Source organism: Cupriavidus sp. 05T42, assembly GCF_056396345.1.
The window spans coordinates 82,916-106,607 of the sequence record NZ_JBFTLH010000006.1 but is presented as its reverse complement, the minus strand read 5'-3'; the positions used below and the strand labels follow the sequence as shown (position 1 = coordinate 106,607).

The 23,692-nt window shown below is 69.3% G+C and carries 24 protein-coding genes; 17 read left to right on the top strand and 7 right to left on the bottom strand.

Annotation, left to right across the window (positions count from 1 at the left end):
• The gene (locus tag AC1EJR_RS10165; protein WP_092289886.1) at positions 1-384 is read left to right on the top strand and encodes a hypothetical protein; all 384 of its coding nucleotides are present in this window, start codon (positions 1-3) and stop codon (positions 382-384) included.
• Between the two features lie 45 nt (positions 385-429).
• Here AC1EJR_RS10165 and AC1EJR_RS10160 read toward each other — a convergent pair whose 3' ends face one another.
• From AC1EJR_RS10160 to AC1EJR_RS10145, 4 genes are all read right to left on the bottom strand, one after another.
• Positions 430-708: a hypothetical protein gene (locus tag AC1EJR_RS10160; protein ID WP_092289887.1), complete on the bottom strand. Its 279-nt coding sequence runs from the start codon at positions 706-708 to the stop codon at positions 430-432.
• Between the two features lie 64 nt (positions 709-772).
• Entirely contained in the window at positions 773-997 is a 225-nt protein-coding gene (locus tag AC1EJR_RS10155; RefSeq protein ID WP_092289888.1) for a hypothetical protein, read from the bottom strand.
• A gap of 87 nt (positions 998-1,084) precedes the next feature.
• A complete protein-coding gene (locus tag AC1EJR_RS10150) occupies positions 1,085-1,507 on the bottom strand; it encodes a YXWGXW repeat-containing protein (RefSeq protein ID WP_092289890.1) in 423 nt (140 codons plus the stop codon).
• Positions 1,508-1,646: 139 nt separating this feature from the next.
• Positions 1,647-1,862, bottom strand: a complete 216-nt coding sequence (locus AC1EJR_RS10145; protein WP_092289892.1) for a hypothetical protein — start codon at positions 1,860-1,862, stop codon at positions 1,647-1,649.
• 183 nt (positions 1,863-2,045) lie between these two features.
• Between AC1EJR_RS10145 and yfiR the strand changes: the two genes are divergently transcribed.
• Together yfiR and dgcN are read left to right on the top strand one after the other, a co-directional pair.
• Complete coding sequence (yfiR, locus tag AC1EJR_RS10140; RefSeq protein ID WP_441644005.1) at positions 2,046-2,567, top strand: regulatory sequestration protein YfiR; 522 nt, start codon at positions 2,046-2,048, stop codon at positions 2,565-2,567.
• Positions 2,564-3,802, top strand: coding sequence for a diguanylate cyclase DgcN/YfiN (gene dgcN / locus AC1EJR_RS10135; protein ID WP_092289903.1), 1,239 nt, complete (start codon positions 2,564-2,566; stop codon positions 3,800-3,802). The genes yfiR and dgcN overlap by 4 nt, the downstream gene beginning before the upstream one ends.
• A 26-nt stretch (positions 3,803-3,828) precedes the next feature.
• Here the strand turns inward: dgcN and AC1EJR_RS10130 are convergent, their stop codons facing one another.
• Positions 3,829-4,104 carry a hypothetical protein gene (locus tag AC1EJR_RS10130; RefSeq protein ID WP_441590516.1) on the bottom strand — a complete coding sequence of 92 codons (276 nt, stop codon included), beginning with the start codon at positions 4,102-4,104 and terminating at the stop codon, positions 3,829-3,831.
• Between the two features lie 57 nt (positions 4,105-4,161).
• Complete coding sequence (locus AC1EJR_RS10125) at positions 4,162-5,013, bottom strand: D-amino acid aminotransferase (protein ID WP_092289907.1); 852 nt, start codon at positions 5,011-5,013, stop codon at positions 4,162-4,164.
• 338 nt (positions 5,014-5,351) lie between these two features.
• Between AC1EJR_RS10125 and bcsB the strand changes: the two genes are divergently transcribed.
• The 14 genes from bcsB (at position 5,352) to AC1EJR_RS10055 (ending at position 23,379) form a co-directional block, all read left to right on the top strand.
• Entirely contained in the window at positions 5,352-7,637 is a 2,286-nt protein-coding gene (bcsB, locus tag AC1EJR_RS10120; RefSeq protein WP_477147007.1) for a cellulose biosynthesis cyclic di-GMP-binding regulatory protein BcsB, read from the top strand.
• Position 7,638: 1 nt separating this feature from the next.
• Positions 7,639-8,814 carry a cellulose synthase complex periplasmic endoglucanase BcsZ gene (gene bcsZ, locus AC1EJR_RS10115; protein WP_477147006.1) on the top strand — a complete coding sequence of 392 codons (1,176 nt, stop codon included), beginning with the start codon at positions 7,639-7,641 and terminating at the stop codon, positions 8,812-8,814.
• Positions 8,784-12,611: a cellulose synthase subunit BcsC-related outer membrane protein gene (locus AC1EJR_RS10110; RefSeq protein WP_477147005.1), complete on the top strand. Its 3,828-nt coding sequence runs from the start codon at positions 8,784-8,786 to the stop codon at positions 12,609-12,611. Before bcsZ ends, AC1EJR_RS10110 begins: the two co-directional genes overlap by 31 nt.
• Positions 12,612-12,621: 10 nt before the next feature.
• The gene (gene bcsE, locus AC1EJR_RS10105) at positions 12,622-14,400 is read left to right on the top strand and encodes a cellulose biosynthesis protein BcsE (RefSeq protein WP_477113297.1); all 1,779 of its coding nucleotides are present in this window, start codon (positions 12,622-12,624) and stop codon (positions 14,398-14,400) included.
• A gap of 6 nt (positions 14,401-14,406) precedes the next feature.
• A complete protein-coding gene (locus AC1EJR_RS10100; RefSeq protein ID WP_092289928.1) occupies positions 14,407-14,607 on the top strand; it encodes a hypothetical protein in 201 nt (66 codons plus the stop codon).
• Entirely contained in the window at positions 14,604-15,377 is a 774-nt protein-coding gene (bcsQ, locus tag AC1EJR_RS10095; protein WP_092289930.1) for a cellulose biosynthesis protein BcsQ, read from the top strand. The genes AC1EJR_RS10100 and bcsQ overlap by 4 nt, the downstream gene beginning before the upstream one ends.
• Positions 15,374-17,947, top strand: a complete 2,574-nt coding sequence (bcsA, locus tag AC1EJR_RS10090) for a UDP-forming cellulose synthase catalytic subunit (RefSeq protein ID WP_477113296.1) — start codon at positions 15,374-15,376, stop codon at positions 17,945-17,947. The genes bcsQ and bcsA overlap by 4 nt, the downstream gene beginning before the upstream one ends.
• A gap of 47 nt (positions 17,948-17,994) precedes the next feature.
• Positions 17,995-19,557 (top strand): cellulose biosynthesis protein BcsG, encoded by a 1,563-nt coding sequence (gene bcsG, locus AC1EJR_RS10085; RefSeq protein ID WP_092289933.1) that lies wholly within the window; start codon positions 17,995-17,997, stop codon positions 19,555-19,557.
• Complete coding sequence (bcsR, locus tag AC1EJR_RS10080) at positions 19,554-19,823, top strand: BcsR/BcsP family cellulose biosynthesis protein (RefSeq protein ID WP_092445137.1); 270 nt, start codon at positions 19,554-19,556, stop codon at positions 19,821-19,823. The genes bcsG and bcsR overlap by 4 nt, the downstream gene beginning before the upstream one ends.
• Positions 19,824-19,941: 118 nt before the next feature.
• A complete protein-coding gene (locus tag AC1EJR_RS10075) occupies positions 19,942-21,207 on the top strand; it encodes a SpoIIE family protein phosphatase (protein WP_441590522.1) in 1,266 nt (421 codons plus the stop codon).
• 43 nt (positions 21,208-21,250) lie between these two features.
• A complete protein-coding gene (locus AC1EJR_RS10070; protein ID WP_477147004.1) occupies positions 21,251-21,835 on the top strand; it encodes a SiaB family protein kinase in 585 nt (194 codons plus the stop codon).
• 22 nt (positions 21,836-21,857) lie between these two features.
• A complete protein-coding gene (locus AC1EJR_RS10065; protein WP_092289941.1) occupies positions 21,858-22,247 on the top strand; it encodes a DUF1987 domain-containing protein in 390 nt (129 codons plus the stop codon).
• A 17-nt stretch (positions 22,248-22,264) separates the two neighbouring features.
• Complete coding sequence (locus tag AC1EJR_RS10060; RefSeq protein ID WP_092290843.1) at positions 22,265-22,978, top strand: GGDEF domain-containing protein; 714 nt, start codon at positions 22,265-22,267, stop codon at positions 22,976-22,978.
• Positions 22,979-23,145: 167 nt separating this feature from the next.
• Positions 23,146-23,379, top strand: coding sequence for a hypothetical protein (locus AC1EJR_RS10055; RefSeq protein ID WP_092289943.1), 234 nt, complete (start codon positions 23,146-23,148; stop codon positions 23,377-23,379).
• Positions 23,380-23,390: 11 nt separating this feature from the next.
• Here the strand turns inward: AC1EJR_RS10055 and AC1EJR_RS10050 are convergent, their stop codons facing one another.
• A complete protein-coding gene (locus AC1EJR_RS10050) occupies positions 23,391-23,519 on the bottom strand; it encodes a hypothetical protein (protein ID WP_255370660.1) in 129 nt (42 codons plus the stop codon).
• Between the last annotated feature and the right edge of the window lie 173 nt (positions 23,520-23,692).

Sequence of the window (23,692 nt, the reverse complement as noted above, 5' to 3'; positions counted from 1 at the left end):
ATGGACGAGATTGACGATCTGTCCGATCTGCCGATGCCCCGGTTCATCTGGGGCTTCGCTGTCATCGCCGGCAAGGGCGGCGAGATCATGCATGACGAATTTGAATATTTGACCCACACGCGCAGCCCGCGCTTCACGTGCCGTGTGGTGGAGCTGGAGGACATGCCGGCGGACAGCGAGGAGTCCGGCATCGACGGCCGCCTCGTGCATTACGACGAGCCGGACCGCCTGTTCTACATCACCGACGCCGGGCTGGCGCTGGTGAACTTCCAGCTGTTTGACAGCTTGCCCGAGAAAGGCAAGCTCAAGAAGGTCTGCGACGAAGCCATCACCAACTGGCTGCTGCGCCGCGATTTCCTCGACGACGAGGAAGACGAAGGCTAAAGCCTTCAGCGCCCCTCTTCCACAGGGAGAGGGGCCATCCCAGCTTCAGGCGGTCACGCCCGCCAGCCCCTTTTCCAGCACTTCGGCCATCAGGCCGTTCATGCCGCCCGGGTGCTCCTTGGCGAGTTCCTGCAGGCGCGTCGCCAGTTTCCCTTCCAGTTTGCATGCAAACGGCACCAGGCCGGCCTGCTGGTCGAGCTTGCGCTGCTCGCGCCGGGCGAGCGTTGCCGCCTGACCCGCGCCACCGCCACGCACCGCCGCAGCGTGCTTCATCTCATGGGCGATCTTGAGGCCTTTGTTCTTTTCCAGGTCCGTCTTCTTCACGGGAATTTGTCCGAGGGGAATTAAGTAAGGGCGCCATTGTACCGGGGCGGGCCGGGTGGCCGGTTTATTCCGGCTGCACCGTGATCAGGCCCGACGCCACGCGTTCGATCTCGCAATAGACCGGCAGCGCCTCCAGCGGCCCGGTGCAGCCTACGCCCGAGGCCTGGCCCGCATCCGCGCCCGGGGGCAGGAACACAAACGCCATGCCGGGCTGCCAGCCCGGATGCCGACGCAGGCTGTCGTTGAGGATGTCGAGATACTGCGCACGCGAGAAGACCTGCTTTGCCATGTCTCATGCCTCCGGGTGGAATCATCTCGCGGAAATCCTAGCATGGCGCCCCGCGCGGCAGTTACCGCATGATGAGAAGACCGTGACTCAGCACTCGCCTTTCTTGGCGTGGCCCGGCGGGCAGCCCTTGCCGCCCTTGTCCTTGTGCTTGCCGTGGTCGCCCGGCCCCTGGTTCCAGCGCTCCGGCTGCATCACCCAGCCATTGCTCGCCTCCACCCAGCGCGGCGACTCGTAGACATAGCCCGGCCGATCCTTGGCCCACTTGCCCTGCTTCCACTTGTGCTTGTGACCGTGGTCGTCCCAGGCCCAGTAGCCGGGCTGCCAGACATAGCCGGGGCGCGGCGCGGGCACGGCCTCGTAGATCGGGGCCGGCGGCGGGGTGCCGATGCCGATATTGATATTGACCTGCGCCATCGCCGCCGGCGCGAACGCCAGGGTGGCTGCGAGCAGCGTCGCGCCTGTCATGGCGCGGACGAGATGGCGTTGGACCTGGTCTTGAAGCCTGGGCATTCCTTCTCCTTCTATCTGTCTTCGGGTTTTCGATGGCAAACAGGCAGCAGCGGGCACGGACCGATGGGGCCCGCCTTGCGAAAGGATATCGGGAAACGAGGTGGCGTGACAGTCACCGGGCACGCCGGATGAGCGACCGTCAGTGATCGGCGGCCATCGCCTTGAGCTGGGCGTCGCCGGCCACGCGCGCGGCGTCGGCCGTGGTGAACGTGTCGTCGGACACAATGGTGCGCCGGACCTGCTGGGCGCTGAAGTCCACCAGCGCAATGATCCAGACATAGCGCCCTGCCTGCGGCGCGGTCTGCACGAACGCCTTCACTTGCCCTTTTTGTTGCGATTGGGATTCGGTTGCCATGGTGCCCTCCGTGGAMAAACGCGTTCAAACGACTCTAGCACATCCACATGGGCGCGCCCGCTACAGTTTGCCGGCCCGGTGCCGACATCCCAATGGACCCCACCCTACTGGCCCCCACCCCCACCCCCACCCCTGCCCGTGCCGCGCGCCAAGTCTCTGTCCCTCCTGCTGCCCGCCTTGCCGATGCTCGCCGCGCTGCTGCTGGCCACGCCCCGGCTGGCCGCGCACGACCTGGCACCGGCCGCCCCGGCGCTGCCGCGCCCGGAGGCCGTGGCGCGCGTGGTCATGTCCCTGCTCGGCTACGCGCGCTGGCCCGTGGAGCGCGACACCCTGCGGCTCTGCGTGGACCCCGTCGCGCGCTATGCCGGCAAGCTGATGGAGGGCGGCGCGCTCTCCACAGGCCGGCTGGTGGCCACGCGGCAGCTCGATCCGATGGCCAGCAACCCGGCGCCCGACTGCGACGCGCTCTATGTCGGCGCGATGTCCGCCCCGCGTCGCGAGAAGATCTCGGCCGACCTGACCGGCCGCCCGGTACTGATCATCGCCGAGGAAGACTTCGAATGTGACGCAGGCAGCATGTTTTGCCTCAATGTCCGCGAGCGGCAGGTCTCGTTCCGCGTCAACCTCGATGCCCTCGGCCGCAGCGGCATCCACGTCCACCCCGGCGTGCTGCAGCTGGGTCGCCGCAAGGCGCCGGCATCATGACCCGCGCCGCCCGGCCGTCGCTCTATGGCACCCTGCGCCGCTTCCACCTGAGCGTGGCGCTGATCGCTGTCTTCACGGCCGGCACCACGCTCACCGGCCTGGGCTTGACCGCGCTGCGCGACTATGCCGACCACAACCTGCGGCTGGTGGCGCGCTCCATCGCCTATACGGTGGAGGCGCCGATCGTGTTCCGCGATGAAGCCGCCGCCGCCGAGACCCTGGCGATGATCGCCGCCAGCGAAGACGTGACCGCGGCCTGGATTTTCGATCGGGACAGCCAGCCGGTGGCCAGCTGGCATCGCCATGGTTCGGCGCGCTTCCCAGACCTGCACCAGTTCGCCCGGGACCTGCTGACCTCGGGCCCGGTGGACCAGCCGGTCTTCCACGAATCCCAGCAGGTGGGCAGCGTGCGCGTGGTCGGCGACCCCGTGGCGCTGCTCCACTTCCTGCTCAAAGGCATGCTCGGGTTGATGGCCTGCCTGCTGCTGACGGCGGTGGGCGCGCACTACCTGTCCAGCCGCATGCTCGTGCACATCATCGATCCGGTGCGCAGCCTGATGCGCGTGGCCCATGCGGTGCGATCCGAACGCGCGTTCGGCCAGCGCGTGCCGCCGGCGCGCATCGACGAACTCAATGCGCTGGGCGAGGATTTCAACGTGCTGCTCGACGAACTGGAGGCCTGGCAGGGACAGTTGCAGCACGAGAACCGCTCGCTGGCACATCGCGCCACGCACGACAGCCTGACCGGCCTGCTGAACCGCGCCGCCTTCACCGAGGCACTCGACCAGGCCGTGCGCAGCGCGGCGGCGCTGGGCCAGCGCGTGGCCGTGCTCTATCTGGACAGTGACGATTTCAAGGGCATCAACGACCGCCACGGCCATGCCGTGGGGGACACGGTGCTGGTGGGCATCGCCCAGCGCATCCGGGCCTGCCTGCGCGAGACCGACCGCGCGGCCCGGCTGGGCGGCGATGAGTTCGCGGTGCTGCTGGGAACCTTGCGGGAGGCCGACGACGCCGTGCTGACCGCCCAGCGCATCCTGGCGGCGATGACCGAGCCGTTCGGCGTGGCGGGCGGGGCGAGCATCGGGGCGACGCTCAGTATCGGGGTGGCGGTCTATCCGGTGCACGCGCGCGGCGGTACCGCGCTGCTGCATGCGGCGGACGCCGCGATGTACGGCGCCAAGCGCCAGTCCGGCGCCACCTGGCGCTACGCAGAGGCGGTGGCGCCGGCCTGAGCCGCACCATCCGCCATCCACAATCCTCAGTCGCCGAACGGGTTCGGCGCGGTGGAGACCGGCTCGTCGGTCAGGTCGAACTCGTCCCGGACGTCATCCACGACATTGCGGATGGCGGCTTCGAAGCCGCGTGCATTGCCGAAGCGGGCCATGTCCCAGTTCCGGCCGCGCACATCGCGCGGGTGCGGCTGCGGGTCCGGCACCTGGATGTGTCGGCCTTCGTCGGCAATCTCGTCGATCTGCTGGACCCGCCGGCTCACCTCTTCCATGATGACGCGCCGGCTGCGCTCGCGCTTGGCCATGACTGGCCTCCTCTCGGTGGTTCGTCCGCGGCCATCCTAGCACGGGCACGCCGTGCGTTATAGCGCTGCCTTGGCCGCCTGGTAGGCCGCGTAGAGGCGCTGGAACACCGGGCCGGGCTTGCCGTTGCCGATGGCGCGGCCGTCGAGCGTGACCACCGGCAGCAGCTCCTTGCTGGCCGACGACAGCATGACTTCGTCCGCCGCGAAAACCTCGTCGCGCGAGATGCGGCGCGAGGTGAACGAGATGTCCATGGCGGCGCAGAGTTCCTCCATCAGGCCGTAGCGGATGCCTTCCAGGATCAGGTTGTCCTTCGGCGGGGCCACCACGCGACCCTGCTGCACCAGCCACACGTTCGACGCCGAGGCCTCGGTGAGCTGGCCGTCGCGGAACTGGATCGCCTCGGTCACGCCGTTGGCGGCGGCTTCCTGCGCAGCCAGCACGTTGCCGAGCAGCGAGGTGGACTTGATCTGGCAGTTCAGCCAGCGGCGGTCTTCCATCGTCACGCAGGCCACGCCCTGCTCCACCGCCGACGCCGGTGGCAGCGCCATCGGGTTGGTCATGATCAGCACGGTCGGCGTGACCGCTTCCTTCGGGAACGCATGTGCCCGCTTCGCCACGCCGCGCGTGACCTGCATGTAGACCATCTGGTCCGACAGGCCGTTGGCCTGGACCACGCGGCCGATCAGCGCGAGCCATTCGGCTTCGGTATAGGGATCGTCGATGCCGATGGCCGCCAGGCTGCGCTTCAAACGCGCCAGATGCTGCGCGCCCCGGAACGGCTTGCCGTTGTAGAGCGGGATCACTTCATAGATGCCGTCGCCAAAGATGAACCCGCGGTCGAGGACGGGAATGCGGGCTTCGGACAACGGGAGCAGGTCCCCGTTCAGGTAGACGATGGCTTCGGACATGGCGCGATGACGGCGATGAGGGTAGGAGATTGTCATTCTTCCACATGGCGCTTCCTCCCCTTATGCAAATTGTGCATCGACGCTGCACCATTTCTCGCCAATCCGCGCCCGTATGACGCCAAACGCTTGACCCGTTCGCGCAAACAGGAGCCACTGAATTCAATCTTTTGCCCGAATGCGGCGATGTGAATTGAATTCTTTTTAATTCACGATCCACGCCMCGCACCACCTCGTAATTCGCCGAAAACTGCGTGCTATATTCGTCACGCAGTCCCGTGAGCGCGGCGCTTCGGTCTTCTTTGATGGTGCGGCTGCGCCACCTTCACAGGGCACTCGATATGACTCTTCTCGTGTCAGACCTGCGCTGTGGCGGCAAACGGCTCGCCATGCTGTGCATGGCCGCAGGTGCCGCGTCCGCGATGGCGCAAACGCCAGCCCCGGCCCCTGCGGCAACGGCAGCTTCGAGCCCGGCAGCCGCTGCACCGGCCCCGGGCCGCACCCAGGTGCTCACGCTGGCCCAGATGGGCGCCAACCAGCCCATCCCGCTGCGCGGCGTGGACCCCGACCGCACGCTGAACATCGGCGTGCGCCTCGATGAAGTGGTCACGGCCGCCAGGCTCAAGCTGGTCTTCACCTACTCGCCCTCGCTGGTCTATCCGCTCTCCCACCTGAAGATCCGCCTCAACGACGAAGTCGTGGCCACCCTGCCGCTGGAGAAGKAGCAGGCGGGCCAGCAGATCACGCGCGAGATCGACCTCGACCCGCGCTACTTCACGGACTTCAATCGCCTGAACGTGCAGATGATCGCCCACTACACGGTCGATCACTGCGAGGACCCCTACCACTCCAGCCTCTGGGCGGACATCAGCCCGGCCACCACGCTGACGCTGACCAAGCTGCCCGTCACGCTGCCGGACAACCTCGCGCTGCTGCCCGCCCCGTTTTTCGACCGCCGTGACAACAGCCGCGTCACCGTGCCCTTCGTGCTGCCAGCCAATGCCGATGCGGCCACGCTGCAGGCCGCCGGCGTGGTGTCGTCCTGGCTCGGCGCGCTGGCCAGCTATCGGGAGCTGCGCTTCCCGTCACGCAGCCAGCCGCCCGCCGATGCCCACGCCGTTGTCTTTGCGATGCCGAACGCCATCCCGGCGGGCCTCCAGTTGCCCGAGATCCAGGGCGCCTCGGTCAGCGTGATGCCGAATCCGTCGAATCCGGCGCGCAAGCTGCTGGTGCTCGCGGGCCGCAATCCGCAGGAACTGCAGGTGGCGGCCAATGCGCTGGTGCTTGGCAAGGCTGCCATGGCGGGCAACCGCGCCGGCGTGCAGTCGGTGGAACTCGGCAAACCGCGCAAGCCCTACGACGCGCCGGCCTGGGCGCCGGTGGACCGCCCCGTGCTGTTCAAGGAACTCGTCACGGACCCGCAGCAGCTCCAGGTAGGCGGCGCCAGCCCCGAGCCGATCCGGGTGAACCTGCGCGTGCCGGCCGACCTGTACGGCTGGAACGACCGCGCCGTGCCGATGAACGTGAGGTACCGCTACACCGCGCCGTCCACCTACAACGACTCGGTGCTCAGCGTCGATATCAACGAGCAGCTCGTGCGCTCGTACCGGCTCAAGCCGCTGACCGCGCAGAACGACGAGAGCCTGGTCAGCGTGCCGCTGATCTCGGGCGGCAGCGCGTCCGTCAGCAACGAAATCCTGATCCCGGCCTTCCGCGTGGGCAGCAACAACCAGATGCAGTTCCGCTTCCACATGGACTCGCAGAAGACCGGCCTGTGCGCGTCCACGGCGGCCAACGTGGCGCGCGCGGCGGTCGACCCCGATTCGTCGATCGACTTCAGCGGCTTCTCCCACTACGCCGCGCTGCCCAACCTCGCCTTCTTCGCCAACAGCGGCTATCCGTTCACCCGGCTGGCGGACCTGGCCGATACCGCCGTGGTCATGCCGGACGCCCCGAGCGCGCTCGACCAGGAGGCGATGCTGACGCTGCTCGGCCACATGGGCAAGTGGACCGGCCTGCCGGCGCTGCGCGTGGCGGTGGCGCCGGCCAAGGCCATCGACACCGTGAAGGACCGCAACCTGCTGATGGTGGGCACGGGCAGCGCCGGCGAGATCCTGGCGCAGTGGGGCAAGTCCCTGCCGATCCTGGTCCAGCAGGGCCGCACCGAAATCACGCTGCGCGACCAGCGCGGCGGGGCGTGGACCAACTGGCTCAGTGGCGAGGCAGACCACAACGTGTCACCCGCCGGGCGCGCCATCCTCTCGGCCGATGGTCCGCTGGCGGCGCTGATCGGCTTCGAGTCACCGTACGCGGCGCAGCGCAGCGTGGTCGCCGTGACCGCCACCGCGCCGGAGAACGTGCGCGATGTGCTCGATGTGCTCGAGGACGCCGGCAAGGTCGCCCAGATCCGCGGCGACCTCACCGTGGTCCGCCAGCGCGAGGTGGAGGGGCTGCGCCTGGGCGAGCGCTACTACGTCGGCACCCTGCCCTGGTATGCGCGCGTGTGGGTGCGCATGGCGGACCACCCGGCGCTGCTGGCCATCGCCGGCCTCGTCGCCGGGCTGCTGGTGGCGCTGACCCTGTTCTGGGCGCTGGGCCGGATCGCGGCACGCCGCAACGGAGGGTGACATGCGGCGTGCGCTGCCCCGCTGGCTCAGGCAGATCGCTCGCGGCATGGTGATGACCACGCTGGCGGGGCTATCGCTCGCCAGCCTGGCGGCCACCTGCCCGTGGCCGGACTGGGATGCCTTCCGGCGCGACACCATTAGCCCGGACGGCCGCGTGGTCGATGCCAGCACCGAGCGCCAGGCCACGGTCTCCGAAGGGCAGGCCTACGCGCTGTTCTTCGCGCTCGTGGCCAACGACCGCGCCACCTTCGACAAACTGCTCGGCTGGACCGAGAACAACCTGGCGCGCGGCGACCTGAGCGCCCACCTGCCCGCGTGGATCTGGGGCAAGCGCGACAGCGGCCCCGAGGCCGGCACCTGGGGCATGATCGACACCAACGCGGCCAGCGACGCCGACCTGTGGATCGCCTACACGCTGCTCGAAGCCGGCCGGCTCTGGCGCGAACGCCGCTTCACGGCGCTGGGCACGCTGGTCGCCCGGCGCGCGCTGCGCGAGGAATCGGCCGTGCTGCCCGGACTGGGCCGCACGCTGCTGCCGGGCCCGGTCGGCTTTCATCCCACCCCGGATAGCTGGCGGCTGAACCCGAGCTACGTGCCGCTGCCGGTGATGCGCCGGCTGGCCGCCGTGCTGACCGAGGACCGCGGCTGGCAGGCCATGGTCGAGAGCGCGGGGCGGCTGATCGTGGACACCGCGCCGCGCGGCTTCTCGCCCGACTGGGTGCTGTATCAGAAAGGCGCCGGCTTCCGGCCCGATACGGACACGCAGGCCACGGGCTCCTATGATTCGATCCGGGTCTACCTGTGGGCCGGCATGACCGCTGCGGGCGACCCGCTGCGCGCTGGTGTGCTGCGTACGTTGCATCCGATGGCCGACTACGTGCTCGCCAACGGCCACCCGCCCGAGCGGGTGGACACGCAGGCGGGCACGTTCGGGCCGAACGCGGGCAATGCGGGCTTCTCGGCGGCCATCGCACCGTTCATGCTGGCGCAGGGCCAGCCGGACGCCGCGCGCACCCAGGCCCAGCGCACGCGCACGCTGGCCGCGCAGTCGCCCTCCGGCTACTACAGTMAGGTGCTGACGCTGTTCGGGCTGGGGCATGTGGATGGCCTGTACCGGTTCGAGGCGGACGGCAAGCTGGTGCCGGCGTGGAACACCGCATGCCCGGCAAGGCGCTAGCTCCCACGCTGTGGCTGCTGCTGGCCAGCGCCGCGCTGCCGGGGGAGGCAGCGGCTGCCGACGCCGCATCGGCCCCAGCCGCCGCCAGCGCCACCACGCGCCGGGAGATGGCGCAGTTGCTGGCATCGGCACGCATGTGGGAGGCATGCAACCGTGCGGACATGGCGCGCGGCGTGCTGGAGAAGGCGTTGTTGATCGATCCGCGCCAACCGGAGGCGCTCAAGATGCTGGGCTTGATCGAAATCCGTTCCAATCGCCCCGCCGAAGCCGACAAGGTGCTGCGGCGCATGCGCGAGGTGGCGCCAGACAGCGCCGCCACGCGCGACCTCGAAGACGCCTACCGCATCGCCACGCGCGACAAGCGCGAGATGGCGCAGGTGCGGCTGCTCGCCCGCAGCGGCAAGTCCGAGGAAGCCGCCACACGGCTGCAGGCGCTGTTCCCGCGCGGCGCGCCGGGCGGCGAGCTGGCGGTGGACTACTACCGCATCCTGGCCGGCACCACCGCCGGCCGCCCGCGCGCGATTGCCGAGTTGCGCCGCCGTGTGAAGCAGGAGCCGGACGATTCGCGCCTCGCGCTGGCGCTGGGCAGCCTGCTGACCGACCGCGAGGCCACCCGGCAGGAAGGGCTCGCCATCCTCTACGACCTCACCCAGCGGCCCGATGGCGACCGCAAGAGCGCGCTCGACATCTGGCGGCGCACGCTGTACAGCGTCAACGAAGATCCGGCCTACTACGTGTGGTTCGAGCGCTACCTCAAGGAAGTGCCCGACGACGAGGCCGCCAAGCAGACGCTCGCCAGCCTCGGCACCCAGCGCGAAGCCCAGCGCAAGCTCGAAGCCGATCCCGCCTGGCAGGCGCGGCAGCGCGGGCTGGCCCAGCTGGAGCGCGGGCAGCTCAACGAGGCCGACATCGCCCTCCAGAAGGCGTACCAGAAGCGCCGGCAGGACGGCGAGGTGGTCGGCGGGCTCGGCCTGGTGCGGCTGCGCGAAGGCCGCCACGATGAAGCCCGCGAACTGTTTTCCCGGGCGATGACGCTCGATCCGGACAATCGCAATAAATGGCGCAGCCTGCGGGACACGGCCACGTTCTGGGGCACCGTGGCGCGTGCGCGCGAGGCCAACGCCCAGGGCAAGCCGGTGCAGGCCGAAGCGCTGGCGCGCGAGGCGCTGGCCCTGCAGCCCGGCAATGAGAACGCGCAGGCGATTCTGGCCGACGCGCTAATCGCCCAGCACAAGGATGCCGAGGCCGAGACGCTGCTGCGCCAGATGCTGGCCCGGCCGAAGCCGGACATGGGCGCGCTGCGCAGCCTCGTCGCCCTGCTCCAGACGCAGCAGCGGCAAGACGAGATCGGCCCGCTGATCGCGGACGCGTCGCACCGCATGCAGGGCTCCGAGTCGGAACTGCGCGCGCTGCGGGCTGACCTGCTGTCCGTGCAGGCCGACCAGCTCATCGCGCAGAAGAAGCGCAGCCCGGCGCTGCAGCGGCTCGAAGATGCCATCCGGCTGGCGCCCGATGCCGCGTGGACACGCTACACGCTGGCCCGTCTCTATCGCGACCTCAACCTGCCGGTGCTGGGCCGCAGCGTCATKGAAGATGGGGTCGCCGCCGCGCCCACCGCCGAGATGCGCTACGCCACGGCGCTCTATCTCAATGCCGTGGACGACATCGACGCCGCCACAGCCGTGCTGGCGGCGGTGCCCGAGGCCGAACGCAGCGAAGGCATGCGCGGGCTCGCCAGCAACCTCGCGGCGCAAAAGCTGCTGCGCGAGGCACGACTGCGGCTGGCCGAAGGCCGCGACGACGAGGCCCGGGCGCTGCTCGACCAGGCCGCCATCGCGGCGCGCGACGAACCGCACATGCTCGCCTCCATCGGCCGCGAATGGATCGGGCTGGGCGAGACCGACAAGGGCCTGCGGCTGGTCAGCGACTGGCTGGCCGCGCACCCCGAGGATCCCCACCTCGACATCCGCCTGCGCTACGGCGAACTGCTGGCCGCCGCCGACCGCGACGACGCGCTGCAGGCGTGGATCGCMGAATCGCGCGCCCTGCCCGGCATCACCGCCGCGCAGMAGGCATCGTTCGACGATCAGTCACTGCGGCTGGCGCTGCGCCGCACCGACCGGCTCATGGCCGACGGCGACMTGACGCGGGCACGGCAGACGCTGTACGCCGTGCCCGAGGCCCAGCAGGCCGACCGCCGTTGGCTGCTGACGCTGGCCGATCTGCGCGAGGCCGGCGGCGACTACCGGGGTGCGGCGGAGGCCGCGCAGGCGGTGCTCGCCAAAGATCCCAAGGATGCCGACGCGCGGCTCACGCTCGCGCGCATGCTCGAACGGCAGGGCAAGGAGGCGCAGGCGCTGGAGATCGTGCGCGCGGTGCTGGCCGATACCCCCGACGACGACATCGACACCCGGCTCTCGGTGGCGCGGCGCTTCACGGCGATGCGGCGCACGGACGAGGCCAGCGCCGTGGTCGACGACCTCGCCCAACGCTACCCGGACCGCGCCGACATCACCGTGCAGCAGGGCCGCATCGCCCAGGCACGTGGCGACTTCAACGACGCGGCGGCGCACTATCGCACCGCACAGGGGCTGGAGCAGCGCGAAGGCGTCCTGGCTGGCCCCGAAGGCACGCCGGCCGGCCGCGCCCTGGCCGGGCTGGAGGCGCGCCGCCAGGGCGAGGTGGCGACCGCCGTGATGCAGTCGAACAAATCCGGCGATGCCGGCATCTCGCGGCTGCACGCCACCGAGATCCCGCTGTTCGTGCGCATTCCGCAGGGCTACACCGGCCACATGTTCTTCCATGCGGACACCGTGCTGCTCGACGCCGGCACGCTGCAGGCGAGCAACTTCTCGAAGGCGTCCGAGTTCGGCAAGATCGCCGCGCTCGGCAACACGGGCCTCGGCACCATCGGCCAGACCGACCGTGGCGTGGCGCTGGCCGCCGGCTACGAGTTCGATGGCGCCGACAACAGCTGGCGGGCGGACCTCGGTACCACGCCGCTCGGCTTTACCGAACAGACCGTGGTGGGCGGCTTCCGCTATCGGGCGGATCTGGGCGTCTCGTCCGCCTCCGTCGATGTCTCGCGGCGGGCCGTGACCAGTTCGCTGATCTCCTACGGCGGCGCCACCGACCCCGTCACCGGCGAGACCTGGGGCGGCGTGGTGCGCAACGGCATCCACCTGCGCTACGCGCGTGACATCGGCCGCGTAAGCGTATTCGGCGACGTGGGCGCCGGGCTCTACACCGGCCACAACGTGGTGACGAACCGCGAGTTCACGGTCCGCACCGGCTTCGACCTGCCCGTCTACGCCCGGCGCGACCAGCGCGTGACCAGCGGGCTGGTGCTGAACTACTGGCGCTACAGCGACAACCAGCGCTTCTACTCGTTCGGCCATGGCGGCTACTACAGCCCGCAGCGCTACCTCTCGTTCGGCATCCCGCTCGACTGGACCGGGCGCTACGCGCGCTGGTCGTGGCGGCTGCAGGGCTCGGCCGGCTGGTCGTTCACCTACGAGGACGACGCGCCCTACTTCCCCACCCGTCCCGACCTGCAACAGCTCGCCGGCAATCCGATCTACACGGGCGGTTCGGGCGGCGGCTTCAGCTACACGCTCGGCGCCACGGTGGAATACACCTTCGCACCGCACTGGGTGGCCGGCGCAGGCTTCCAGATCGACCGCTCGCGCGACTACGCGCCGAACCGGGCGATGGTCTGGCTGCGCTACCTGTTCGATCGTCGCCGCGACCCGGTGCCGTTCCCGCCGAACCCGGTGCGGCCGTACTCGGCCTATTGATGGGGGATCGATGAAGCACACCGACCGCACTGCTGCCCCCGCCATCCCCGCCACGGCCCTGCCGGGCCTGCGCGCGCGCTTCCAGGCGCGCACGGGGCTGGCCATCGACGGCCTGTCGCCGGCGCTGGCCACGCTCACGCCGGCCCGCGCGCACGTGGTCTATGCCGAGCCCTCGCCCGCCCGCGACGCGCTGTTCTGGCAGACCGCCGCCACGGCGCTGCGCGCGCCGGCCACGGTACTCTCCACGCGCGACGCCGCCGACATCGCCGCCCAGCTACGTGCCCATGGGCTCGACATCGACGCCAACCGCGCCCTCCACGGCCGCGCCAACCTGTGCGCGCTGCGCCCGCCCACGGACGCCAGCCGGCCCGCCATCGACGGGTTGATGGAGGCACTCCAGGCGCTGGTGGACCAGTGCGGGGCGCAGGGCAGCATGATGCTGATCGAAGGGGCGGAGGGGTTCTTCGCCTGGCACGATGCGGGGCGGCTGGCTCAGGAAGGCCAGCGCCTGGGCGAATGGTGCGCGCGCCACCGCTGCGCGGTGCTGCTGGTGATGGGGCCGCCGGCGCCGGAGCCGGGCCAGCCGGCGCCAGACCTGCAGGGCTTCCACGGCCGTTTTGCCGGCGCGGTGCAGCTCTCGCAGCAGCAGGGGCAGTACACCTGGGAGGTGGCGTTCTGGCGCGACAACCAGGCCGTGGTGGCAGGCGAGATCGTGCCGCTGCGCTTTGCGCCGCACGAGCACCGGCTGATGGTGGCCGCGCAGACCTTCACCGACACGATCGAGGAAGCCGGCATGCTCGCGCCGGACGAGCAGCGCGTGATCGTCAGCCGCGACGCGGTGCTGCGCGAGCGCTACATCCCCGAGCACTGGCGTGTAGTGGACAGCAACGAAGCCGCCGTGGCCAGCGCCGCCCGCGCGGTGGCGGCCACGGTCCTGCTGCACTACGGCGGCGGGCGCGAACTCGAGGCGCTGGCCGAGCAGGTGCACCGGCTGCGGCGCAGCGCCGGGCGCGCGCTGAAGATTGCCGTGCGCGAGGACAAGGAGGCCATGCGCCAGCACTACGAGCTGCTGATGCTCAACCTCGGCGCCAATCTCGTCATCGCCCAGCGCACGCCGTTCGCCCGGGTGCAGGCCATGATCGAGGGCCTGCAGGGGCAGGTGTTCTCGCGGCCGATTCTTGCCGACTACCGCAACGCGCTGTCCGCCGTGCTGACCACCTCGACCAGCGGCTACGTGCCGCCCGCCGAGTTCGTCTCGCTGGTGCGCGACGCCGTGGAGCGCAGCCGCATGATCCGGCTGCCCCACGTGCTGCTGCAACTGCCGCTGCTGCCCGAAGTGGCCCATGTGGAGGCGCTGCGCGCCTGCCGCATGAACCGCGCAGGCGATCTCTGCACGGCCGGCAGCGACAGCCTCTACGCCTTCTTCTTCGCCTGCCGCATGGACGACGTGGATGCCGTGTGCCGGCGCGTGTTCCAGCAGCCGCTGGGCGAGCTGTTCCATGGCGACGTGCGCAATGGCGACCTGGAGTCCATCGGCGCCACGCTGGGCCGCTTCGAGGCCGAGATCGCCGAGGTGCCGCCGCCCGACTACAGCAGCTGGCTCGCGCGCCAGCAAGAGGCGCCCCGCCCGGCGCCGATGCCTGACACCACCGCCGCGCTGGTTGCGCATGACGGCGGCGAAGCCCCGCCGGTGGCGGAGATCCCCACGCTGCCGTTGCGCGACACCCCGCCCGCGCAGCCGCGTGCCATGCCGCAGCCGCACCCCGTGCCGCTGCTTCGACAGGACTGACGCGACATGTCCATCTTCCTTGGCTACTTCATCTGGGGACTGATTCTGGCGGCGCCGCTGGCGTTCGTGATCTGGCGCTTCGACCTGCTGCGCTGGTTCCCGCAATGGACCACGCCGCGCCCACGCCGCACCGTACGCCTGCCGCCGCAACTGCACGGCATGGTGATTCGCGGCAAGCGCCGCCCGGACCGCGAGCCGCCGCGATGAAGACCATCGCCATCGTCTCCCCCGCCGGCGGCGCCGGACGCACCATGGTGACGGCCTCGCTGGCCTCGCTGCTGGCCGGGCGCGGGCACCCGGTGCTGGCGCTCGAATGCGATCCGCGCAATCTGCTGGGCTACCACTTCGGCCTGCGCGACGCGGCGCGCGCGGGGCTGTCCGGCTGCCTGGCCGACGGATCGCCCACCGCGTGGGCGCAGGCCGGGCTGCGCAGCGACGATGGCGTGCTGTTCGTGCCCTGGGGCGAGCAGGACAGCGACGACGATGACATCCAGGCCGGCAAGCTGCTGCGCGCGGGGCCGCACTGGCTGCGCGGGCTGATCGCCCAGGTGGCCATGCCGGCGCACGGCGCGGTGCTGATCGACACGCCGCCCTGGCCCTCGCCGCACGCGGGCCAGGCCATCGCCGCGGCCGACCTCGTGCTGGTGCTGCTGCCGCCGCAGCCCGAAGTCTGCGTCGGGCTGGGCCGGCTGACCGATGCGCTGGCGCGGCGCGGCCACACCGCCTGCTACGTGGCCACGCGACTCCAGCCGGCACGGCGGCTGCATGCCGATATCGTCACGCTGCTGCGCGCCACGCTCGGCAATGCGATGCTGGCCTGCCCCGTCCACGAGGACAGCGGCATTCCGGAAGCCTTCGCGCGCAGCGAGAACTTCTGCCGCAGCGCGCCACACTCGCAGGCGGCGCACGACCTGCAAGGGCTGGCGTCGTGGGTGTCCCACTGGATCGGCGCCCCGCCACAGGAGCGCGAACGATGAGCGACAAGCCCGCCCGACTCCACCGCTGGCTGGCCGTCGCGCGCGACCGGCTGGCGCGCCACCTTGGCGTCACCGCGCCGGCGCACGGCGGCATCTGGGTGCTGCGCGCCGTGTTCCAGCCGCCCCGCCCCGGCAAGCCCGATATTCCTGCGGAATGGGCCGCGCTGCTGTACCGGCGCGCGCTGGCCCGGCTCGGCATGGGCCGCCGCCGCGACCCCGCCGCGTGGCTGTGGCGGCTGTTCATCCGCCCGCCTCGTCCGCGCTACCGGCTGGCCGCCGACCTCCGCAAGCGTCGCCAGGTTGCCGCGCCGCCGGGGGTCACACCGTTCCGGCGCTGGCTGGAGCGCCTGCTCGGGCCGATCTACTACGCGGTGACGCGCATGCGGCGCCGCATTGCCGCGCGGCTGCCCCGCGTGGACTGGGCGCGCGTGGGCGATGGCGTGGAGGCCGTCGCCACGCGCGTGGGCCGCATCCCGTTCGCGGTGCCCACCTCGTTGGTGCTCGCCTGCCTGGCCTGCGCGGTCATCAGCACCACGCCACTGACGTTCTCGAGCCAGCTACTGCTGTTCGCCATCGTCTGGATCGGGTTGATGGTGCTGCGGCGCATTCCCGGCCGGCTGCCGACGCTGGCGATGATGGTGCTCTCCGCGCTGATGGCGGGCCGCTATATCTGGTGGCGCTCCACGCAGACGCTGCAGTTCGCCACGGCCACCGAGGCCGCCGTGGGCTACCTCCTCTATGCGGCCGAGGTCTACACCTGGATCGTGCTGGGGCTGGGCTACCTGCAAACGGCGTGGCCGCTGAACCGCCAGCCCAAGGCGCTGCCGGCCGACCCGGAGGCATGGCCGACGGTGGACGTCTACATCCCCACCTACAACGAGTCGCTGGCTGTGCTGCAACCCACCGTGTACGCGGCGCTGAGCATGGACTGGCCGGCGCACAAGCTGCGCGTGTTCATCCTCGACGATGGCCGGCGGCCCGCGATGCGGGAGTTCGCGGCGGCGGCCGGGGTGGGCTACCTCACGCGGGAAGACAATTTCCACGCCAAGGCCGGCAACATCAACAAGGCGCTGGCGAAGACGGACGGCGAGTACATCGCCATCTTCGACTGCGACCACATCCCCACGCGCTCCTTCCTGCAGATGACCATGGGCGAGTTCCTGGCCGACCCGAAGTGCGCGCTGGTGCAGACGCCGCACCACTTCTTCTCGCCAGACCCGTTCGAGCGCAACTTCGACACCTTCCGGCGCGTGCCGAACGAGGGCAGCCTGTTCTACGGCCTGATCCAGGACGGCAACGACTTCTGGAACGCCACCTTCTTCTGCGGCTCCTGCGCGGTCATCAAGCGCGCGCCGCTGCTGGAGATCGGCGGGATTGCCGTGGAGACCGTCACCGAGGACGCCCACACGGCGCTCAAGCTGCACCGGCTCGGCTACAACAGCGCCTACCTGCGCACGGTGCAGGCGGCCGGGCTGGCCACCGAGAGCCTGTCCGGCCATATCGGGCAGCGCATCCGCTGGGCGCGCGGCATGGCGCAGATCTTCCGCATCGACAACCCGCTGCTCGGGCGCGGGCTGCACCTGTTCCAGCGCATCTGCTACAGCAACGCGATGCTGCACTTCTTCTACGGCATTCCCCGGCTGATCTTCCTGACCATGCCGATCGCCTACCTGTACTTCGGCCTGCACGTGATCAACACCTCGGCGCTGCTGATCATGGCCTACGTGCTGCCCTACCTGTTCGTGGCCAACGTGACCAACTCGCGGCTCCAGGGCCGCTACCGCCATTCGTTCTGGGCCGAAGTCTACGAATCGGTGCTGGCCTGGTACATCGTGCTGCCGACCACGGTGGCCTTCATCAACCCGCGCCTGGGCAAGTTCAACGTCACCGCCAAGGGCGGGCAGATTGCCGACGACTACCTCGACTGGACCATCTCCAAGCCCTACCTGGTGCTGCTGGCGCTCAACGTGATCGGGCTGGCGGTTGGCGTCGGCCACCTGCTGTTCGGCAGCACCGACGAGCCGGCCACGGTGCTGATGAACATGGGCTGGGCGCTGGCCAACCTGATCATGCTTGGCGCCGCCGTGGGCGTGGCGCGGGAGGCGCGGCAGGTGCGGGTCTCCCACCGCATTCCGATGCGCGTGCCGGCCACGCTGCTGCTGCCGGACGGCGCCACGCTCGCCTGCCGCACCGAGAACTACTCGATGGGCGGCCTCGGCCTGCTGCTGCCGGTGGAGGTGATGCTGGACGAAGGCGCGCGCGTGGGCGTCTGCCTGGCGCGCGGCACGCGCACCTACCACTTCCCCGGCCTGGTCACGCGCAACGTCAACCGCCACCTCGGCGTGCGCATGGAGGGGCTGACGGCCGAGCGCGAGATCGAACTGATCCAGTGCACCTTCGGCCGCGCCGACGCCTGGATCGACTGGCTGGACGACGAACACGCCGACGCCCCGCTGCGCAGCCTCAAGGAGGTGATCGAGATGGGCTACCAGGGCCTGCTGCGCCTCTACGACGCCTGCGCGGAAGCGGTCGACCTGCTGATCGGGCGCCGCCGCCCCCGCCAGCCTTAATTCATCACGCCGGCCATCACGCCGCAGGAGCCGAACCACACATCGCCATGGGAATCTGGAACCTCTACTTCCTCGCCAAGCTCTGGCTGTTTCACACGGGCCACCTCCAGCCGCACTGGCTGACGAACCTGGTGTTCGCGCTGTTCCTGGCGGTGCCGATGGAGTCGCGGCCGCTGCGGGTGCTGCGCCAGCTCATCGCCATCGTGGTCGGGGCGATGCTGGCCTACCGGGAATCGACGCTGCCGCCGTTCGCGCGCGTGGTGTCGCAGTTCTCGAACGTGAGCGCGTTCACGCCCGAGTACCTGCTCGAACTGGCGCAGCGCATCGTCTCCCTGCAGATGGTGGTGGCGATCGCGCTGGCGGTGCTGCTCTACCTGATCATCAACCGCTGGGTGCGGGTGACCACCTTCGTGCTGCTGGCGCTGATCGCCATCCCGTTCTGGCACGGCACCGGCGACGGCAACCCGCCGACGCGGCTCAACCAGATGACCGCGCGCGCGGCAGACACCCCACGCGCCGACTTCGCGGTGCGCGGCGGCTACGATGCCCAGCTGGCCGCCTTCCGCGAGCAGGAATCGACCCGCTCGGCCACCGCCCAGCCGCTAACGGCCACGCCCGACGCGCAGTTCGACATCATCGTGCTGCACATCTGCTCGCTGTCCTGGGACGACATGGACGCCGCCAAGGCCAGCAACCACCCGCTGTTCACGCGCTTCGACTACCTGTTCAAGAATTTCAGCTCCGCCGCGAGCTACAGCGGGCCGGCGGCCATCCGGCTGCTGCGCGCCTCGTGCGGCCAGGAACCCCACGCCAGCCTGTACTCGCCGGCGCCGGCCGAATGCCATCTGTTCGAGGCACTCGCCCAGGCCGGCTTCGGCCCCCACGTGCTGCTGAACCACGATGGCCGCTTCGACAATTTCCGGAGCTTTGTCGACAAGGAAGTGGGCGTGGCGGGCATCCAGCCCGAGTCCAACGAAGGCGTGCCCGTGGCGATGCGCGCCTTCGACGACTCCCCGGTGCTGGGCGACTACGACACCTTCGACCACTGGTACAAGCGCCGCCTCCAGCAGAACAGCGGCCCCGTGGCGCTCTACTACAACACGGTGACGCTGCACGACGGCAACCGGCTGCCGGGCAAGCGGCTGACCAGCCTGGAGTCCTATCCGCTGCGGCTGGCCAAGCTGCTCGAGGACGTCGACCGGATCATCGAGACCATCAGCAAGTCCGGCCGCAAGGCGGTGGTGGTGTTCGTGCCCGAGCATGGCGCGGCGCTGCGGGGCGACGAAAACCAGATCTCCGGGCTGCGCGAGATTCCCACGCCGCGCATCGTCCACGTGCCGGTGGGCGTGAAGCTGGTGGGCCTGCCGACCACAGCCACGGGCGGCATGGTGACGATCGACGCGCCGTCCAGCTTCCTGGCGCTGTCGCAGCTGCTGTTCAACCTCGTGGCAGACAGCCCGTTCCGCCAGGGCGCGCCGCCCACCGCCAGCTACAGCGAGAACTTGCCGCAGACGATGATGGTCGGCGAGAACGAAGGCACCGTGACCATGAAGCTGAGCAAGGGTTATGTGATTCATACGCCAGATGGCGTCTGGGTGGAGCAGAAATGAGCCAGCCCCCGAAGTCCCCAAAACCCCAGAAAACCCCGCCGGTGCCGCGCGGCACCCCTGGCGCCTACAGCGACATCGACGCCCTGGACCGGCATGTCGAGGGCTTCGACGCGCGGCAATACTTCGACCAGCAGGACGCGGTGCAGACCCGGGCGGCGGCGCAGCGCTGGCCGCTGCTGGGGCGCGCGCTGGGGCACACATTGGGGCACACGCTTGGGCACGCGGCGACCGACGCGGACGGCCCGTCGACCAGCGCCGAGCGCTAATGCCGCCACCCCACTCGAGTGGGGCTTTAACCATTGATTTACAAGGAAAACCGTCACATAGCCGACATGCATCCGCCGTAGACTCTGGGCCACTTTCCCCACCCTGGTTCCTTCGGTCATGTCTGGCGTCCTGGTTGATCCCTCCGCTGCCCGCCTGCGCTTCCGGCAGCCCTGTGCCGAGGATCTGGCCGTCATCACGCCTTCCGTGACGACCGACCACACGAATCAGGACGTGCTCGAGGTCTTTGCGCTACACCGCGACCTCAACTGCCTGCCCGTGACCGAGCGCGACAAGCCCATCGGCCTGATCAACCGGTCGATCTTCCTGTCGCAGATGAGCAAGCCGTACCACCAGGAACTCTACAACCGCAAAAGCTGCATCGCGTTCATGGACAAGGAGCCGCTGATCGTGGACGCCGCCATGAGCATCGACGCGCTGACGTTCCGCGCGGTCGAGTATGGCGAGAAGGCGCTGGCGGAAGGCTTCATCATCGCCCGCGACGGCAAGTTCATCGGTCTGGGACACGGCCTGCAGCTGATGCGCGTGGTGGCCGACATGCAGGCCGAGCGCAATCGGCAGATCATGCAGAGCATCGACTACGCCAGCACGATCCAGCGGGCGATGCTGCGCACCTCACGCCAGACGCTGGCCGCCACGCTGCCGGACGCCGCACTGGTCTGGGAGCCGCGCGACGTGGTGGGCGGCGACTTCTATCATTTCGCAGCATTCGACGACGGCTGGTTCGCCGCGCTGGCCGATTGCACCGGCCATGGCGTGCCGGGCGCGTTCATGACGCTGATTGCCTCGTCGCTGCTGACGCAGGCCATCGAGCAGCAGGGCCCGCGCGACCCCGGCGCGCTGCTGGCGGCCGTCAATCGCGGCATCAAGCAGATGCTCGGGCAGATCGACGGACCGCTCGACGGGCAGGACGGCCAGCGGGGCGAGCGCGGCATCGCCGAATCCGACGACGGCATGGACGCTGCCTTCTTCTGGTTCGACAACGCCACGCGCACGCTGACCTTCGCGGGCGCCAAGTGCGCGCTGTTCGTGCTGCAGCCCGGTGACACCGAGGGCCAGATGATCAACGGCGCCCGCATGGGCGTCGGCTACGTCGACACCGGCATGGACTACGCGTGGCAGAACGCGGCCGTGCCGATGCCGCCCGACACGGTGGCCTTCGTGACCACGGACGGGCTGATCGACCAGATCGGCGGCCCGCGCGAGATCTCGTTCGGCAAGCGCCGCATGCGCGAAGCCATCTGCGCCAGCCGCGCGGCATCGGCGGCGCAGATCAGCCAGGCGGTGCTCGAGGTGCATCGCGCCTGGCAGGGCCAGCACCGGCGCCGCGACGACCTGACCTTCTTCTGCTTCCGCGCCCGATAACACCGCGCCAGACTCTTACAGCGCCCCACCGGCCGCACGACACATGAACGCCGCACAATCGATTGACAAGGAATATGAGCCGTTTTTCGCGATGGCTCGGGAACGCAACGTGATCTTCTACTACGTCGGCTACTTTTCGCAGAACATCATCGCCGCCATGTCCGACGCGGTGCGCCTGCAGCTCGCCGTAAGCGGGGTCGATGGCACCACGCGGCGCAAGCTGTTCTCGTCCTTCGTGGAAATGGCGCAGAACATCGTCCACTACTCCTCGGACGCCCTGACCGCACCCACGCCGGAGAGCGAGCAGCAGCGCGGCCAGTTGCGCCATGGCTCGGTGTGCATCAGCATKGTGGACGAGCACTACCGCCTGATGTGTTCCAATCCGGTGGCGACGGTGCGTGTGCACCAGCTGCGCGCCACGCTGGAGCCGCTGCGCACGATGACGCTGGACCAGATCAAGCAAGCCTACAAGCAGACCCTGCGCGCGGAGGCGCCGGAGGGCAGCAAGGGCGCCGGGCTCGGCTTCCTGACGATGGCGCGCGATGCCAGCGCGCCCCTCGAATACAACTTTCAACCGATCGACACGGATCCGGGATCGACGATGTTCCAGCTCGTCGCCACGATCTGACCTATCGGGAAGAGCCTCTGCCATGGAAAACCTGTTTATCGCCGCCACGCCCTCCTCGCCCGAGGTGAGCTTCGACTTCGAGCGGCACATCCTCTCGCTCAAGGGCGAGTCCTACCCCGAGAACGCTGCCGTGTTCTACGGCGAGGCCATCGCCCGCCTGCGCAAGTACCTGGCGGCGTGCGACGGGGTCTCGGTCACGGTCAACGTGGCGCTGACTTATTTCAACAGCTCGAGCACCAAGATGCTGTTCAGCATCTTCGACGCGCTGAACGACGCCGCCGAGCGCGGCAACCGCATCGAACTGCACTGGTTCCATGACGAGGACGACGACACCATCCTCGAATTCGGCCAGGAACTGCACGACGACTTCCCTGCGATTGCGTTCCACGACGTAGCGACCACCGGCAGTTGAACCCGCCCGCCGCCATCATGTCCGAGCCCGACCTGTTCGAATCGGAGAACAGCGTCCTGGCGCATGCCAAGGCCGTGTTCTGCGATGTCGATGCCGGCGAGGAATCGTATCGGCATACGCTGGGGCAGCTCATCAGCTACTACGAGCGGCTGATGCGCGAGACGCGCCGGCTGATCCGCCGCAGCGACCGTGAGGAACTGGAGATGAACCGGCTTAACCACCGGCTCCAGGAACTGGCTCAGGAACTCGAATACCGCGCCACGCACGACACGCTGACCGGCGCGCTCAACCGTGGCGCCGTGATCGACCGCGCCACGGCGGCGCTGGCGCGCGGGAGCCTGTCGATGATCGTGCTCGACATCGACCATTTCAAGCGGCTCAACGATGCCTATGGGCACCCCGTGGGCGACGCGGTGATCTGCGGCGTGACCGCCTGCCTCAAGGACACCGTGGATGCCGAGGGCGCCATCGGGCGCGTGGGTGGCGAGGAGTTCACCGCGCTGCTGCCAGGCGTGCCGCTCGAAGACGCGCTGGCGCTGGCCGAGGACATGCGCCATGCCATCGCCACGCATCGCTTCCCCTCCCCCGTGGACTGCCCGGTCACGGCGAGCTTCGGCGTGAGCTGGTCCGCCCAGGGCCGCACCTTCGAGCACGCATATGGCCGCGCCGACGAGGCGCTCTACGACGCCAAGCGCAACGGCCGCAACCGCGTGATGCAAGCCGCCGCATGACCCTGTTTTGCTGATCCATTGACTGGTCGGACACTGTCATCTGGAATACGGTGGTTTGCCCTCGCGAAGCCAAACGTTTCCGATACGGCAAGCCTTGACTACTATCCAGAGTGATCCCTGACATCAGGACGGCGCAGGTCACCTCGCCGGCCAGGACAAGGAGAGGCATGCACCACATCGAGCCAGTGGAATGCGTCTGCGGCGCGACGCTCCACATCCGCGAATACCGGCTGGGCCTTGTGAGGACCCCACGCAAGGAACACGCACCCTGCCCCATCTGCGGGCGCACCGTCTACGAAACCGAGATGGACGGCTTCCTGCTGGTGGAAGTCGTCACGCGGCGCGCCCCGGTCATGCCGGTGGCGGCCAAGGTGCAGAAACGGAAGGCCCAGCGAACCTGAGCCCGCGCGGGCTATGACTTCGTGATGCGCTGGGGATGGGTCGCGTAGTACGCGAGGATGACTGACGCGGTGAACGCCATGCCGGCCACGGCAAAGGCGATCAGCGTGGGAAAGGCGACGCCGGATTTTTCCTTKGACATGCGGGACTCCTCGGACGAATGGTCACGGTATGGTAGCCCGGCCTGGCGCCGGCTGCTGACCCGACGTCGCCGAGGGTGCGCCGCGGCCTGGTCCATCAGGCGCTCCAACACCGTTATGTTGGAATCCCGCCTGGAAATGCAAAAAGCCGCCTCGATGGGCGGCTTTTTGCTAC

What these genes read in the sequence shown, in the direction of transcription:
- AC1EJR_RS10100 (WP_092289928.1), top strand. Translation starts at nt 14,407, where the DNA reads ATGTCCATCTTCCTTGGCTACTTCATCTGGGGACTGATTCTGGCGGCG.
- AC1EJR_RS10065 (WP_092289941.1), top strand. Translation starts at nt 21,858, where the DNA reads ATGGAAAACCTGTTTATCGCCGCCACGCCCTCCTCGCCCGAGGTGAGC.
- AC1EJR_RS10155 (WP_092289888.1), bottom strand. Translation starts at nt 997, where the DNA reads ATGGCAAAGCAGGTCTTCTCGCGTGCGCAGTATCTCGACATCCTCAAC.
- bcsR (WP_092445137.1), top strand. Translation starts at nt 19,554, where the DNA reads ATGAGCCAGCCCCCGAAGTCCCCAAAACCCCAGAAAACCCCGCCGGTG.
- AC1EJR_RS10075 (WP_441590522.1), top strand. Translation starts at nt 19,942, where the DNA reads ATGTCTGGCGTCCTGGTTGATCCCTCCGCTGCCCGCCTGCGCTTCCGG.
- AC1EJR_RS10060 (WP_092290843.1), top strand. Translation starts at nt 22,265, where the DNA reads ATGTCCGAGCCCGACCTGTTCGAATCGGAGAACAGCGTCCTGGCGCAT.
- bcsG (WP_092289933.1), top strand. Translation starts at nt 17,995, where the DNA reads ATGGGAATCTGGAACCTCTACTTCCTCGCCAAGCTCTGGCTGTTTCAC.
- bcsA (WP_477113296.1), top strand. Translation starts at nt 15,374, where the DNA reads ATGAGCGACAAGCCCGCCCGACTCCACCGCTGGCTGGCCGTCGCGCGC.
- AC1EJR_RS10055 (WP_092289943.1), top strand. Translation starts at nt 23,146, where the DNA reads ATGCACCACATCGAGCCAGTGGAATGCGTCTGCGGCGCGACGCTCCAC.
- AC1EJR_RS10165 (WP_092289886.1), top strand. Translation starts at nt 1, where the DNA reads ATGGACGAGATTGACGATCTGTCCGATCTGCCGATGCCCCGGTTCATC.
- yfiR (WP_441644005.1), top strand. Translation starts at nt 2,046, where the DNA reads ATGCTCGCCGCGCTGCTGCTGGCCACGCCCCGGCTGGCCGCGCACGAC.
- bcsQ (WP_092289930.1), top strand. Translation starts at nt 14,604, where the DNA reads ATGAAGACCATCGCCATCGTCTCCCCCGCCGGCGGCGCCGGACGCACC.
- AC1EJR_RS10125 (WP_092289907.1), bottom strand. Translation starts at nt 5,013, where the DNA reads ATGTCCGAAGCCATCGTCTACCTGAACGGGGACCTGCTCCCGTTGTCC.
- AC1EJR_RS10150 (WP_092289890.1), bottom strand. Translation starts at nt 1,507, where the DNA reads ATGCCCAGGCTTCAAGACCAGGTCCAACGCCATCTCGTCCGCGCCATG.
- dgcN (WP_092289903.1), top strand. Translation starts at nt 2,564, where the DNA reads ATGACCCGCGCCGCCCGGCCGTCGCTCTATGGCACCCTGCGCCGCTTC.
- AC1EJR_RS10130 (WP_441590516.1), bottom strand. Translation starts at nt 4,104, where the DNA reads ATGGCCAAGCGCGAGCGCAGCCGGCGCGTCATCATGGAAGAGGTGAGC.
- AC1EJR_RS10145 (WP_092289892.1), bottom strand. Translation starts at nt 1,862, where the DNA reads ATGGCAACCGAATCCCAATCGCAACAAAAAGGGCAAGTGAAGGCGTTC.
- bcsE (WP_477113297.1), top strand. Translation starts at nt 12,622, where the DNA reads ATGAAGCACACCGACCGCACTGCTGCCCCCGCCATCCCCGCCACGGCC.